The 13,587-nt window shown below is 66.7% G+C and carries 11 protein-coding genes; 2 read left to right on the top strand and 9 right to left on the bottom strand.

The window, feature by feature from the left end:
• Position 1 precedes the first annotated feature (1 nt).
• The 5 genes from AXW83_RS25500 to AXW83_RS25480 all read right to left on the bottom strand — a co-directional run bounded on the left by AXW83_RS25500 (position 2) and on the right by AXW83_RS25480 (position 5,376).
• Positions 2-700 (bottom strand): TIGR04283 family arsenosugar biosynthesis glycosyltransferase, encoded by a 699-nt coding sequence (locus tag AXW83_RS25500; protein WP_066619125.1) that lies wholly within the window; start codon positions 698-700, stop codon positions 2-4.
• Between the two features lie 146 nt (positions 701-846).
• Entirely contained in the window at positions 847-2,079 is a 1,233-nt protein-coding gene (locus AXW83_RS25495) for an ABC transporter substrate-binding protein (RefSeq protein ID WP_066619123.1), read from the bottom strand.
• 174 nt (positions 2,080-2,253) lie between these two features.
• The gene (locus AXW83_RS25490; RefSeq protein ID WP_066619116.1) at positions 2,254-3,321 is read right to left on the bottom strand and encodes a radical SAM/SPASM domain-containing protein; all 1,068 of its coding nucleotides are present in this window, start codon (positions 3,319-3,321) and stop codon (positions 2,254-2,256) included.
• A gap of 86 nt (positions 3,322-3,407) precedes the next feature.
• Positions 3,408-4,028: a TetR/AcrR family transcriptional regulator gene (locus AXW83_RS28120; RefSeq protein WP_066619114.1), complete on the bottom strand. Its 621-nt coding sequence runs from the start codon at positions 4,026-4,028 to the stop codon at positions 3,408-3,410.
• A gap of 166 nt (positions 4,029-4,194) precedes the next feature.
• Positions 4,195-5,376 carry an acyl-CoA dehydrogenase family protein gene (locus AXW83_RS25480; RefSeq protein ID WP_066619106.1) on the bottom strand — a complete coding sequence of 394 codons (1,182 nt, stop codon included), beginning with the start codon at positions 5,374-5,376 and terminating at the stop codon, positions 4,195-4,197.
• Positions 5,377-5,633: 257 nt separating this feature from the next.
• Between AXW83_RS25480 and AXW83_RS25475 the strand changes: the two genes are divergently transcribed.
• On the top strand, positions 5,634-7,208 hold the full coding sequence (locus AXW83_RS25475) for an acyl-CoA carboxylase subunit beta (RefSeq protein WP_066619105.1): 1,575 nt from the start codon (positions 5,634-5,636) through the stop codon (positions 7,206-7,208).
• 163 nt (positions 7,209-7,371) lie between these two features.
• Complete coding sequence (locus tag AXW83_RS25470; RefSeq protein WP_066619104.1) at positions 7,372-9,360, top strand: acetyl/propionyl/methylcrotonyl-CoA carboxylase subunit alpha; 1,989 nt, start codon at positions 7,372-7,374, stop codon at positions 9,358-9,360.
• 9 nt (positions 9,361-9,369) lie between these two features.
• Here the strand turns inward: AXW83_RS25470 and AXW83_RS25465 are convergent, their stop codons facing one another.
• Genes AXW83_RS25465 through AXW83_RS25450 form a run of 4 tightly spaced genes read right to left on the bottom strand, consistent with a single transcriptional unit; the run spans position 9,370 to position 13,528 of the window.
• On the bottom strand, positions 9,370-10,122 hold the full coding sequence (locus AXW83_RS25465; RefSeq protein WP_066619103.1) for an SDR family NAD(P)-dependent oxidoreductase: 753 nt from the start codon (positions 10,120-10,122) through the stop codon (positions 9,370-9,372).
• On the bottom strand, positions 10,122-11,411 hold the full coding sequence (locus AXW83_RS25460) for an ABC transporter substrate-binding protein (RefSeq protein ID WP_066619101.1): 1,290 nt from the start codon (positions 11,409-11,411) through the stop codon (positions 10,122-10,124). The genes AXW83_RS25465 and AXW83_RS25460 overlap by 1 nt, the downstream gene beginning before the upstream one ends.
• A 55-nt stretch (positions 11,412-11,466) precedes the next feature.
• Positions 11,467-12,762: an ABC transporter substrate-binding protein gene (locus AXW83_RS25455; RefSeq protein ID WP_066619099.1), complete on the bottom strand. Its 1,296-nt coding sequence runs from the start codon at positions 12,760-12,762 to the stop codon at positions 11,467-11,469.
• Positions 12,734-13,528 carry a FadR/GntR family transcriptional regulator gene (locus AXW83_RS25450; RefSeq protein WP_168166156.1) on the bottom strand — a complete coding sequence of 265 codons (795 nt, stop codon included), beginning with the start codon at positions 13,526-13,528 and terminating at the stop codon, positions 12,734-12,736. The genes AXW83_RS25455 and AXW83_RS25450 overlap by 29 nt, the downstream gene beginning before the upstream one ends.
• Positions 13,529-13,587 lie beyond the last annotated feature (59 nt).

Raw genomic sequence — 13,587 nt, 5'->3', positions numbered from 1 at the left:
CTCAGCCGTAGAGTTTTGCGATCAGGCGCGGCGGCACGCCGGCGAACCAGAGCGACAGGCAGACAAGATTGCGCAGGGAGCGGCGGCGGTAGCCGTCGCGGCGATAGCGGGCGGCGCTGGTCACGGCCCGAACGTCAAGAATGTGCAGGCGGCGGCGGCCGATCCGGCGGACGAGGTCGACATCTTCCATCAGCGGCAGCGGCCGGAAGCCGCCGATTTCGTCGTAGAGTTTTCGCGAGATCAGCAGGCCCTGATCGCCATAGGGCAGCGCCAGAATGCGACTGCGCCAGGCGACGATGCGTTCGAGCCGGCGCGCGGCAGGCGCGTCGTCATCGAGCGCGAAGGCGAAGGCTGCGGCGCGGTCCTCGCCCTCGCGCGTGATGAAGGTGGAGACGGCCTGAAGCCAGCCCGCGTCGAACGTCGTGTCGGCGTGGAGGAACAGCAGCCAGTCGGCGCGGGCGGCGCTCGCCCCGCGTGCAAGCTGTTCGCCCCGTCCTGCCGGGCCGGGGAGGACTGCCGCGCCGGCCGCTTGCGCGAGTGCAACCGTGTCGTCGCGCGAGCCGCCGTCGCTGACGATGATCTCGGCAATGAGTCCTTCCGTCCGGGCTGCGTCGAACTGCGCGAGCGCGGGCGGCAGCAAGGCTGCGGCGTTCAGCGTGGGGATGACAATGCTGACAAGGGAAACCGAAGCAGCCGCCACTTGATCAAAATCCCACAGCCCTCATCCTGAGGAGCGGACGCAGTCCGCGTCTCGAAGGATGCTTCAGTGGGCGCTGGAGCATCCTTCGAGACGCCGCTTTGCGGCTCCTCAGGATGAGGGCTGAGGACGGGATGCGGCGAGCGCCCTCACCGCACATAGCGCTTCTCCCACTCGGCCGTGATGCGGGTCATCCAGGAGGGGTGCGGCTCGGGCAGGACGGTGCCGAGCTCCGCATTGGTCGGCAGGGCGGGAACGCCGTCGGGGCGCGCGAACAGAGAGCGCTTGTCCTGCGGCACCTTGTCGAGATCAAGCACGGTGAAGTTGCCCATGTTGCGCGGGTTCTGCGCGCGTCCTTGAGTCGCCGGTTCGAGCAGGAAGTTGGAGACCACCATCGCCGCCTCGGCATGGGCGGCGTTGTAGGGAATCGCGACGAAGGAGGTGTTGCCGATGGTGCCGCGCTTGAGAACGAAGACGCGGGCGCTGGTGGGCAACTGTTTGTTGGCGATGCCGGTCGCCGCGTCCGCCGGGCTGAAGGAGATATAGAAGTCGATCTCGCCATCGACGAAGAGCTGGCGCTGGGCCGGGCCGGTCTCGGGGAACTCGCGGCCCTGCCGCCAGAGGCTTGGGCGAATTTCGTCGTACCAGGCCCAGAGCGGCGCGGTCATGGCGGCGAAGACGTTATCGTCGGCAATGCCGTCGAGGATTTCCGGATTGGGCGCCAACTCGTAGAGCGCCTGCTTCAGGAAAGTCGAGCCGAGGAAGTTGCGGATATTGGGATGGGTCAGTCGGCCGGGGTTGGTCTTGGCCCAGGCGACCATGTCCTGCGTCGAATAGGGCAGGCTGGCGCGGCTGCTGCGGGCGTTGTCGTAGACATAGACCACCTGCGCCATGCGCCAGGGCGTCGCCAGCCCATCGACCGGGACCGTGAAATCGACGATGTTGGAGCGCTTCTTCGTGGTATCGACATAGGCCCAGTTCGGCAGCGCCTCGGTATAGGGGCCGTAGAGCAGCTTCTGGTTCTTCATCGCCAGGAAGTTGGGGCCGTTGATCCAGATCAGGTCGACGCTGCCGCCGCTGTCGCGCCCGGCCTGCTTCTCGGCGACGACGCGGGTGACGGCCTCCGAGGTGTCGCGCAGGCGGACATGCTCGATCGTGATCCCAAAGGCCTTCTTCACCTCCTCGCCGGCCCAGGCGATGAAGCTGTTGGTGCGCTCGTCACCGGCCCAGGCGTTGAAATAGACGGTCTGGCCGCGCGCCTTGTCGAGGATCGTCGGCCAGTCCGCTGCGGCGACTGATTTGGTCTGGGCTTGAGCTGAGGCGGCGAGGTGCAGGACCCCAGCGCCGGCGGCGAGGCGAAGCGTGTCGCGACGGGTGATCATGGGCAGGCCCCTTGCAACAAATCTGCTCGACGAACACCGTCATCCCGGACGCAGCGCAGCGGAGATCCGGGATCCATCATAGAGTGCCGTCGAGCCTTAGGATGGATCCCGGATCGGCGCGGCTTCGCCGCTTGTCCGGGATGACGGCTGATTTTATGGTGACGAACAACGGCATCATTCTGCTGCCATCCTGCGCCCGCCGACCAAGCGCTCCTCGCGGATGCGGGCGATGACGGGCCCAAGCACCTCCTCGTGGAACCTGTCGCAGCCGATGCAGAGATTGCGGTATTCGCCACCTTTCGGCTGCACCGTCTGCGACTTGGCGAGGTAGGTGTCGAGGCTCCAGCCGTTATGCAGACCCATACGCTCGGGATGGCCGGAATTGATCGCTTCGTAGACCGGATTGCCGACGAGCGAATCGAGGATGCCCTCGAGAGGCTCCTCGGTCAGATTGCCGATCGGGAGCTTCGTTTTCATGCAGCAGGGATAGATGTCGCCCGCCGCATCGATCGCGACCTCGGAGCCAGAATAGCGATGGTTCAGGAAGCCAAGGCCTCCCGACCAGCGGTTGCAGAAGTTGTCGGACATGGTCGCAGTCGAGAGGCCGTTTTTCCAGGCCCGCCCGCGCGGCCAGAGTTTTCCGATCCAGGCATCGGGCGTGGCCCCGAAAAAAGAGAAGAGCGGTCCATCCTCCTCGTGCCAGCGCCGCGTCTGATGCTGCAGGCCGGAGCGCTGCATACCGACGGCCTCGAACCAGTCGACGAGGCGGGCCTGCAGCGGGTCTCGCTTGGCGCCTTCGAGGCCGACATGGAAATCGTCCATGCCAGCAACAGAGATCATCCAGACGCCGCGCGCGACGAGTTCGTTGATGATCTTTTCGGTCAGCAGGTCGCCGGTCGTCTGGACCACGACATTGACGCCGCCCCTGTCGGCATAGCGCGCCCGCAGCGCGTCGAGCAGAGGATAGAGCGCCGGCTCTCGGATCGGGTCGATCAGCACCTCGCCGCCCGACAGGATGATCCGGCCGCGCCGCTCCTGCCAGCCACCGCCCGGGACAGGCTGCTCGAGGTCGAGATAGCTCATGCGCTCGGGCAGGTTCTCGACAACGCGCGGCCAGTTCTGCAGCGTCTGGCCGACCACGTCACCGAGCGCGTTGCGGATATAGGGCCGGAATTTGTCCTCGTAGCAATGCACGCATTTGCGGTGGCAGGCCCAGGTGATCGACCAGTAGATGGATTCCATGCGGGCTCCGTAGGCTGCTGCGCCAAGACAAGGCGACGCAGCTGCGAGATCTGTACCGCATCACAGCACGGTCGACGGCGGTTCGGCTATGGTCTCACGGCATCGTTACGCGGCGCGATCAGGACCGCGAATTCGCCAGCGAGGCCGGCGATGTCGAAGCGGCCGGGCCGGTACCAGTCGGTCGATCCGTTGAGCGCGCCGAGCAGGAAATAGCGCAACGTCTCCGGCGCACGCTCGGGTGGAATCGCGCCCGAAGCCTGAAGCTCGGCGATGAGGTCGCGCCATACGTCTTCATAGGCGCGGCGGACCTGGCGGACGCTCTCGGGCGCGGCGACGGGGCCGAAGGGGAACGCCTTGATGCTGGCCGAGGTGTAATCGCCATGCCCGTGCAGCGCGGTGAGATGGGCGCAGATCGCCGCTTCCAGGCGGGAGCGAGGCGAGGCCTCGACGGTCTCCGCCAAGGCGAGTGAGACCGCCTCATGGACGAAGCGGACGCCGTCATTGGCGACAGCTTCGACGATCTCCTCCTTCGAAGCGAAATGGTAGTAGAGGCTCGCCTTGGCGATGCCGACCGCTTCGGCCACCTCGCGCAAGGTCGTCTGGTGATAGCCACCCGAGCGCAGCAGCCGCGCGGCGGTGTCGAGGATGAGCCGACGGGAGGGGCTTTCTGTCTTCTCGCGCGGAGATTTCTCGACCGCCACGCTCATGCAGCACCTTCGTCATTCCGGGGCGCGCCGAAGGCGCGAGCCCGGAACCCATAAGCACGGGTCCCGACAGAAGTGGCGCGGACAACGTCGTGCATTTTTCTAAGGAGCCAGTGTTTATGGGTTCCGGGCTCGCTGCTGCGCAGTGCCCCGGAATGACGAGGAATGCTCACAGCCGCTTTGCGACCTCTTCCAGCATGACTTCCGTCGCGCCGCCGCCGATCGACTGGACGCGGGCGTCGCGGGTCATGCGCTCGATCGTGCTTTCGCGCATGAAACCCATGCCGCCATGGAACTGCAGGCAAGCATACATCACCTCGTTGACGAGCTCTCCGCAGAGCGCCTTGACCATGGATACTTCCTTGGTGGCGTCGAAGCCCTGCGCGTCGAGCCAGGCCGCGTGATAGACGAGCTGGCGCCCGGCCTCGACCCTGGCGGCCAGCATGGCGAGCTTCTGGCGGATCGCCTGCTTGTCCCAGAGCGGCGCGCCGAAGGCCTTTCGCGTGCGGACATAATCGAGGGTGAGATCGATCGCGGCCTGGGCCTCGCCGATCGCCATAGCGCCGATCACGGTGCGCTCGTTCTGGAAGTTGCTCATGATCGCGTAGAAGCCGCGCCCCTCCTGGCCGAGGATGTTTTCCGCCGGGATGCGGCAATCCTCGAAGACCAGCTCGGCGGTGTCCGACGAGCGCCAGCCATGCTTGTCGAGCGCGCGCGAGACGCGGAAGCCCGGCGTGCCCTTCTCAACGAGAAAGATCGAGACCGATTGCGACGGCTTGGCCGAGAGGTCGGTCTTGGCGGCGACGCAGTAGAGATCGGCATGAACGCCATTGGTGATGAACATTTTTGCGCCGTTGAGCACATAGCTGTCGCCCTCGCGCCGCGCCGTGGTGCGGATGCCCTTCACGTCCGAGCCGGCATCAGGCTCGGTGACCGCGACCGCGACGATCTTCTCGCCGGCGATGATGCCGGGCATATGCGCATCGCGCTGGGCCTGGCTGCCGGCATTGGCGATGTGAACCGAGGCCATGTCGGTGTGGACGAGCGCCGTGATGGCGACGCCCGAATAGGTCGAGCGGCCGAATTCCTCGGCGAGCACGACGGTGGCCATCGTGTCCATCTCGGACCCGCCATATTCGGCCGGATAGCGGATGCCGAAGAAGCCGAGCGCGCCCATGCGCTTCAGGACCTCGCGCGGCACGAAGCCCTGCTCCTCCCACGCGTCGGCATGGGGCTTGATCTCGGTCTCGACGAAGCGGCGGACCTGGTCGCGCAGCGCCTCGTGTTCTTCGGTGAAGTAAGGCGAGCGGCGCGGAGCTTCGCCCGCGTTCAGCTTCTCGACTGCCGACATGATGCACTCCCGTGCTTGACCTGCGCGGTTCATTCCGCCTACCTAACGGACGGTAGGTGAACGGAACGGGGAGATCAAGCCGCTTTCAGTTCGCTCGCAGAGAGACAAGACGCGCCGTCATTCCGGACAAGCCGCGCAGCGGCGCTGATCCGGAATCCATCATAGAGCCCGCCGCGCCCTATGATGGATTCCGGGTCTTCGCTGCGCTTCGCCCGGAATGACGCGCCTTTGATATGAAACGTCGAGGCGTGGGCCGCATGTCAGAGACTATATCCCAGACTGTTTCCCCTCCCCCGCTCGCCGCGATGCTCGACACCTTGCGCGAACGCCACGCCCTCGTGGCGAGCGGCGGCGGCGACAAGATGCGTGCCCGCCACGAGCAGCGCGGCAAGATCATGGTGCGCGAACGCATCGACCTGTTGCTCGACCCGCAAACGCCGTTCCTCGAACTCTCGCCGCTCGCAGCCTGGGGGCTCTATGGCAACGAGGTACCCGGCGCCGGCATCGTCACCGGCATCGGCATCGTCCAGGGCCGCGCCTGCATGCTGATCGCCAACGACGCCACGGTGAAGGGCGGCTCCTTCTTCGCCGAGACCGTGCGCAAGCATCTGCGCGCGCAGGAGATCGCGCAAGCTCACCGCCTACCCTGCCTCTACCTCGTCGATTGCGGCGGCGCCTTCCTGCCCGAGCAGGACAGGGTCTTCCCCGACCGCGACCATTTCGGCGGCTCCTTCTACAACCAGTGCCGGATGTCGGCGGCGGGCATTCCGCAGCTCTCGATCGTGTTCGGCGGGGCGACGGCGGGCGGGGCCTATATCCCGGCGCTTTCGGACGAAGTGATCATGGTCAAGGGCACCGGCCGGATCCATCTCGGCGGCCCGCCGATCGTAAAGGCCGCGATCCACGAGATCGTCGATGGCGAGACGCTGGGCGGGGCCGAGATGCATACGCAGGTCTCCGGCGTCGCCGATCATATGGTGCTGACGGAAATGGAGGGGCTGGCGAAGCTGCGCGAGATCGTCGGTTCGCTCGGCGATGTCGGGATTCTCAACGAGCCGCCGCATGAGCCCGCTCCGCCGAAGCTCGATCCGGCCGCTCTCGTCGATCTCGTCCCGACCGATCTGCGCCGGCCCTATGACGTTCGCGAGGTGATCGCGCGCATCGTCGACGACAGCGCCTTCAACGCCTTTAAGCCTGATTATGGCGCGACGCTGGTGACGGGGTTCGCCCGCATCCACGGCCATCCGGTCGGCATTATCGCCAATAACGGCGTGCTGTTCTCGGAAAGTGCCGTGAAGGGCGCGCATTTCATCGAGCTTTGCGACCAGCGCCAGATCCCGCTGCTGTTCCTGCAGAACATCACCGGCTTCATGGTCGGCACGGAAGCCGAGCGCGGCGGCATCGCCAAGCATTCGGCCAAGCTGGTCTACGCGGTCTCGAATGCGCGGGTGCCGAAATACACCGTGCTGATCGGCGGGTCGTATGGCGCCGGCAATTACGGCATGTGCGGACGCGGTTTCCAGCCGCGCTTCCTGTTCTCATGGCCCAATGCCCGGATCGCGACGATGAGCCCGGAGGTTGCGGCGAACGTCGTCACCGAACTGCGCCGCCAATCGCTGAAGGGCACGGCCGACGAGGCCGCGATCGCCGAACTGGACGCGAAAACACGCGCGCAGTTCGAGGAGCAGAGCGACCCCTATTACGCCACCGCACGGCTCTGGGACGACGGCATCATCGAGCCCGGCCAGACGCGCGATGTGCTGGGGCTGTGCCTGTCGCTGGCGGCCGGCGAGCCGCGCGATACCTCGCCCCGTCCCGTCTACAGGATGTGACGGTGATGGCGGCGAACCACCTCTGTCATTCCGGGGCGGCCAAAGGCCGAACCCGGAACCCACGACTGGGCAAGTGCCCTGAAAGCGCAACAGCAAAGGCTCGCCCGGTCGTGGGTTCCGGGTTCTTCGCTGCGCGAAGCCCCGGAATGACAGGCGTGCGCTGATGTTCTCCACCATCCTGATCGCCAATCGCGGCGAGATCGCCTGCCGCATCATCAAGACCTGCCGGACGCTGGGCATCCGCACCGTCGCGGTGCATTCCGAGGCCGACCGCGACGCGCTGCATGTGCGCATGGCCGACAGCGCCGTCCATATCGGCCCTGCCCCGGCGCGAGAAAGCTATCTGCGTGCCGACAGGATCATCGAAGCCGCGCTCGCGACCGGCGCGCAGGCGATCCATCCCGGCTACGGCTTCCTGTCGGAGCGGCTCGACCTGATCGCCGCCTGCGAAGCCAACGGCATCGTCTTCATCGGCCCCAATACCGGCGCGATCGACTCCATGGGCGACAAGATCCGCTCCAAGCAGATCGCACGCGATGCCGGCGTGCCGGGCGTGCCCGGCTATGACGGCGCCGACCAGTCGCCGGACGTTCTGCGGGCCGAAGCGCTGCGCGTCGGCTTGCCCGTGATGGTCAAGGCCTCGGCCGGCGGCGGCGGCAAGGGCATCCGCAAGGTCGAGGACGAGGCGGAGTTGGACAACGCCATCGTCGCGGCCGGCCGCGAGGCCCAGGCCGCCTTCGGCGACGGGCGTCTTCTGATCGAGAAATTCGTGACGCGTCCGCGCCATGTCGAGGTGCAGGTCGCGGGCGACCGGCACGGCAATGTCGTCCATCTGTTCGAGCGCGACTGCTCGGTGCAGCGCTCCAACCAGAAGCTTCTGGAGGAGGCGCCGGGACCGAACCTGCGTCCCGAGACGCGCGCGGCCCTGCACGATTACGCGCTGCGGCTCTCGCACGCGATCGGCTACGACAATCTCGGCACAGTCGAGTTCCTGGTGGATGCGGCGACTGAAGCCGTGTTCTTCCTGGAGATGAACACACGGCTGCAGGTCGAGCATCCGGTCACCGAGGCCGTCACCGGGCTCGACCTCGTTGAATGGCAGATCCGGATCGCAGCGGGCGAGCCGCTGCCACTGGCGCAGGAGCAGATCACCTGCACCGGCCATGCGATCGAGGCCCGGCTGACGGCCGAGCGCGCCGATGAGGGTTTTCGGCCCGACACCGGGAGGATCGCCCTGTGGCGCGAGCCGGAGGGCGTTCGCGTCGACAGCGGCGTCGCGGCGGGAAGCGAGGTCTCGACGCATTACGACTCGCTGCTCGCCAAGATCATCGCGCACGGACCCGATCGCGGCGCGGCCCTTCGCAAGCTCGGGGAAGGGCTCGAACGCCTCGTCGTGCTCGGCCCCGGCACGATCAGGCCATTCCTGATCGATGCGCTGCGCCAGCGCGTGTTCGCAGCTGGCGAGGCGACGACGTTGTTCCTGTCCGAAACCTGGCCCGACGGCTGGAAGCCGCAGCCTGTCGATGAGGCCATGCGCAACGCCGTCGCGGCGGCGATCTGGCTGACCGCCCGCAAGCCGGCACAGGCTGCGGGGCCGTGGGGCTCGCTCTCGGGCTTCCGCCTGCTTGCGCCTGCAGGCCGCCCGGCGACGACGCATCTCTCGCTGTCGGTCGCGGGGCAGTCGATGCCGCTTGCTATAGAGACGCATGGCGGCGTCCTGCGCGTCACCAGCCCCGGCGGCACGCATCACGTCGCCACTCGCGGCTACGGACCGGATTTATGGACCGTGACGGTCGATGAAACCAGCAGTCAGGTCGCGGCCGTCTGCGACGCCGGCGGGCTCGTCCTGCGGCATGGCGGCTTCGAGGGCCGCATCGGGATCATGCTCGCGGTCGAGGCGGCCGCAGCCGAGCGCGGCGCCGGCGGAGAATCGGGCGACAGCGTCCGCGCCAGCATGCCGGGCACGGTCGTGGCGCTGCATGTCGCCGAGGGCGACAGCGTCACGGCGGGCCAGGTCGTCGCCGTGCTGGAATCGATGAAGCTGTTCATGGAGCTGAAGAGCCCCGCCACCGGTACGATCAAGCGCCTCGCCGTAAGAGCCGGCGCGACGGTCGCCGCCGGCGACATGCTGATCGCGATCGAGCCGGACTGACGGGAGAAACTACAATCTCGCGCCGCCGTCGACGGCGATTTCCGCGCCGTTGATGTAGCTTCCGGAAGCCGAGCACAGCAGCATAACGGCACCGGCGCAATCCTCCGGTGTGCCGATCCGGCCAAGCGGAATGCGCTCGCGGACGATCTGCCCGTAGCCGGGTTTTGCGAGCACGGCCCGGTTGCGATCCGTGGCGATCGCGCCCGGCTGGACGATGTTGAGCGTCACGTCGGGCGCACGCAGCGTCCGGGCAAGGTTGAGGATCATGCTCGTCTGCGCCGCCTTGGTGGCGGCGTAGAACAGGCAGTCGGCGTTGGGGCGAGTCTCCTGAACCGAGCCGATCGCAACGACCCGGCCGAACCCACGTGCGATCATCCCGGGAAGAAAAGCGCGGATGAGGCGGGCCGTCGCGAACAGGTTGACCTCGCTCTGGATCTGAAGAGCCTCGTCACTGACCGCGTCCCAGCTTTCGCGAATTTCTACCGAGGCGCAGAGGATGAGGATATCGGGCTCGCGTTGCGCCGCCTGCAGTTCGGCCAGCATGGCGGCTGGCGCCGCCGAATCTACGAGATCGGCGATCAGGCTCGACGCCGAGGCGCCATCTGCGAGCAGCGTCGCGGCCGCCGACTCGGTCGCTTCGCGGTCGCGATCATGCAGGACCGCATGGGCCCCGGCCTGCGCCAGCGCCGTGGCGATCGCCAGTCCGATCCCGCGTGCGCCGCCGGTGACCAGCGCGACGCGTCCTGCAAGCTCTGCCGCCATCAGCCGAGCAGCGGCTTCACGCGCTTCACCGCATCGTCCATCGCGGTCTGCGGCGGCTTGATGCCGAGCACCGCGGCCTGCGTTTCCTCAAGGAAAATGTCGTGGGCGCGGGCCTGCTCGTCGAAGGCCGGCAGATGGATGCGCGAGGCCTTGAGCGCCGCCGCCTCGTCGGCCGCATAGGGCATCGCCGCCTTCAGTTTCTCGTCGGAATAGGTCGAGACACGGGTCGGGCCGTTGCCGTTCAGGGCCATCGCCAGCGTCCCGGATCTGGCGGAAAGCGCGCGGATCATCTCCCAAGCCAACGGCTTCTGCTTCGCGTTCTTCGGGATTGCCAGTGACCAGAACTCGGTCGTGGGCGCGTAGGGCGTCTTGCCCTTGAGATCGGCTGCCATCGGCGGCAGGAGCGACTTGAAGCGCCCGCCATATTTGCCCTTGCTCGGGTCGTTATAGGTCACTAGCCGGGCGAAGGGGTTGATGGTCATGGCCGCCCGCCCCTGCTGCATCACGGTGGTGATCTCCTCGTTGTTCACCGTCGCGAAGTTCCGTGGCAGTACGCCGGCCTTGTAGAACTCCGCCAGCACCGTCAGGGCCTTTATCATCGGCGGCTCGTTGGCGACGAGCTTGCCATCCGTGGTCATGTAGTCACCGCCGAAGCAGCGCGCGAGCGTCAGGAAGTTCGAGGCGAAGATTGCGGTGAAGGCCAGGCCATGGACCTGGCTGCCGTCGTCGCGCTTGAAGGTCAGCTTGCGGGCGAGTTCCGCCAGCTCCTCGAAGCTCGCCGGCAGCGTGGAGACGCCGCGCTCCTCCAGCAGCGCCTCGTTGTAGATCAGCGCGTTGGTGGCGTGTCGCACGGGGATCGCGTGCAACGCGCCGTCGAGCCTCATCGGCGCGACCAGTCCGGGCGCGAAATCCTCGAAGGCTTCGATCGGCGCATCCTTCATCAGCGCATCGAGCGGCTCGAACAGCTTGAGATTGCGCGGCACGGCGCGGCCGTTGAGCAGATAGGCGACGTCGATCGTGGTCTCGCTGAGCGTGACCTCACGCAACAGGCGTTCGTGGATCGCGTTGACGTCCCCGAACGTCACCCAGTTGACGGATGCGCCGGACTGCTTGCGCCAGGCTTCGGTGGCGTCGCCGCCGGGGCCGGTGGTCGCCGAGGTCTGGTGGACGCGGTGGCCCAGCGCAGTGACGGTCTTTGCTTGGGCGCGCGCGATTCCAGGCAGTCCGAGCGCGGCTGTTGCGCTGCCGGCCATCAGGCCGAAAGCGCGACGCGAGATGAGTTTGGACATGGGTTTCCTCCGGATGTTTAGCCCACGCTGTGTCGCGTGCTGGCGGTTCGGTCTCTCAGGCGGGGAGCAGCGGCTGCACGCGCTTGACCAGCGAGGCCATCGCCTCCTCGGGCGTCTTCATGCCGAGAACCGCGGCTTCGGCTTCCTCCTTGAACAGATCGCCGGCGCGCGCCGCCTCGTCGAAAGCCGGCAGCGGCACGCGCGCGACCTTGAGCACCTTCAGTTCCTCGGCCGCATAGGGCACGGTCTTGCTGAAGGCCTCGTCGGCATAGGTCGAGGCGCGCACCGGGCCGTTGCCGTTGAGCGCCGCCTTCAGGGTCGCCTCCTTCGAGACCATCGCCTTGATGAAGCTCCAGGCGAGATCCTTGCGCTTCGCGTTCTTCGGGATGACGAGGCCCCAGAACTCGACCTTTGCGGGCGCAGCGGCATATTTGCCCGCCAGCGTCTTCGAGGTCGGCACCGCGACCGTCTTGATCCTGCCGGGGAATTTCGACTTCTGCGGATCGTTGTAGATCCGGTTGCGGCCCATGCTCTGCAGGCTCATCGCGGCGCGGCCGGTCTGCATCCAGACATTGACGTCCTCGGGTGAGAGCGTCGCGAAGATGCGCGGGAAGGCACCCGCCTCGAACAGGGCGCGCAGCAGCTTGATCGCGTTCAGCATCGGCGGCTGATCGGCGACGCATTTGAAATCGGGCGTGATGAAATCGCCGTCCCAGGCGCGGGCGATGTCGATCACGTTGGGATAGGTCACGCCCGGCATGCACAGGCCGACGGTGGCGGTGCCGTCCGCCCGGCGATAGGTGCAGGCCTTGGCGATCTCGACCATTTCCTCGATCGAGGCCGGCGGCCTGGAGAAACCCTTTTCGGCCAGGATCTCCTCATTGTAGTGCAGCCCCGACGAGGCGTGGCGGAACGGCACGGCGAGCTGCTTGCCGCCGACCTTCATGCCCTCCGTCAGCCCCGGAAAGATGTCTGCGGCATCCTCGATCGGATCGCGCCTGAGATAATCGTCGAGCGGCTCGAACAGGTTGGCGGCGCGCGGAATGGCCTGCGTGTTGAGCAGGAAGCCGACATCGACCGAGCTTTCCGACAGGCTCGCCTCGCGGAACAGGCGCTCCTGCAACGGGCCGGTGTCGAAGGTGGTCCACTGGATCGTGGTACCGTTCTTTTGGGCCCAGTCCTTCGTGATGTCGCCGCCCTGCGCGCCGGTCGAGACCGTCTGCATGACGCGGTGCGCGAAGACGTTGAGCGGCCCGGCCTGTGCGAAGGCCGGAGCACCGAATCCGGCGAGGCTGACGCCTGCCATGCCGCCGATAAGCTGCCTACGGTCGAGCCCTGTGCTTCTGGTCATGAGTATCCTCCCGGGATGTCGCGAGTTCCGCGATGGCGGCTTCTGCCGCTTCGAAATGCTTGTTCATGGCGAGGGTAGCCGCCTGCGCGTCGCCTGCCCGGATGGCATCCACGACGAGGACATGACGTTGATAGGTCCGGCGCCAGTCGGCCTGCGTGCGCGCCTCGCGCGAATTGAAGATTTCCATGACCTCGCGGATCACCGGCCTCAAGCCCCTGATCTGGAAGTCGAGCAGGCGATTGCCGGAGGAGGCCGCGACCGCCTCGTGAAAGTCGAGATCGGCCTCGATCCAGCGTGGCACGTCACCGAGCGCCGCCTCCATTCTTGCGAGGATGAAATCGAGCCGTTCGACATCGGCGTCGGAGCGCCGCTGCGCGCTATGGGCGGCAATCGGCGGCTCGAGGATGCGGCGCAGCTCGACGGCCTCGGTCAGGCCGGTCTTGCGGCCGCGCACGGCGAAGCGAAAAAAGCGGTCGAGCGGAGCGGCGTCGAGCGCCTGGACCCGGGTGACCTTGCCCTGCTGGATGTTGACCACCCCCATCGCAGCGAGCTGGCGGATGGCCTCGCGCGCGATCGGCTTGCTGACGCCGAAGGAGGCGGCGATGCGCGCCTCCGAAGGCAGTGCATCGCCCGGCTTCAGCCTGCCGTCATGGATCGCCTCGGTGATGCGGGCGATCAGGGCGTCGCCCAGCCGCGTCGGCACGACATCGGTGCCGCCGAACGGGTCGGCGTCGATATCGGCAAGCACGTCGGCGCGGTTCAGCACGGTCTCCATAGCCAGATGATTGACAGATACCGCTCATGTTTGCAACTGAGTAACCTATC

This window comes from Bosea sp. PAMC 26642 (assembly GCF_001562255.1).
Classification (GTDB): Bacteria; Pseudomonadota; Alphaproteobacteria; order Rhizobiales; family Beijerinckiaceae; genus Allobosea.
Note: the sequence above shows the minus strand (reverse complement) of the source record. Positions and strands in the feature narration are given on the sequence as shown.

Excerpts from the sequence above, each read along its gene's own strand:
- AXW83_RS25495 (WP_066619123.1), bottom strand. The coding sequence starts at position 2,079 with ATGATCACCCGTCGCGACACGCTTCGCCTCGCCGCCGGCGCTGGGGTC.
- AXW83_RS25490 (WP_066619116.1), bottom strand. The coding sequence starts at position 3,321 with ATGGAATCCATCTACTGGTCGATCACCTGGGCCTGCCACCGCAAATGC.
- AXW83_RS25465 (WP_066619103.1), bottom strand. The coding sequence starts at position 10,122 with ATGGCGGCAGAGCTTGCAGGACGCGTCGCGCTGGTCACCGGCGGCGCA.
- AXW83_RS25455 (WP_066619099.1), bottom strand. The coding sequence starts at position 12,762 with ATGACCAGAAGCACAGGGCTCGACCGTAGGCAGCTTATCGGCGGCATG.
- AXW83_RS25475 (WP_066619105.1), top strand. The coding sequence starts at position 5,634 with ATGTCAGAGACTATATCCCAGACTGTTTCCCCTCCCCCGCTCGCCGCG.
- AXW83_RS25480 (WP_066619106.1), bottom strand. The coding sequence starts at position 5,376 with ATGTCGGCAGTCGAGAAGCTGAACGCGGGCGAAGCTCCGCGCCGCTCG.
- AXW83_RS28120 (WP_066619114.1), bottom strand. The coding sequence starts at position 4,028 with ATGAGCGTGGCGGTCGAGAAATCTCCGCGCGAGAAGACAGAAAGCCCC.
- AXW83_RS25460 (WP_066619101.1), bottom strand. The coding sequence starts at position 11,411 with ATGTCCAAACTCATCTCGCGTCGCGCTTTCGGCCTGATGGCCGGCAGC.
- AXW83_RS25470 (WP_066619104.1), top strand. The coding sequence starts at position 7,372 with ATGTTCTCCACCATCCTGATCGCCAATCGCGGCGAGATCGCCTGCCGC.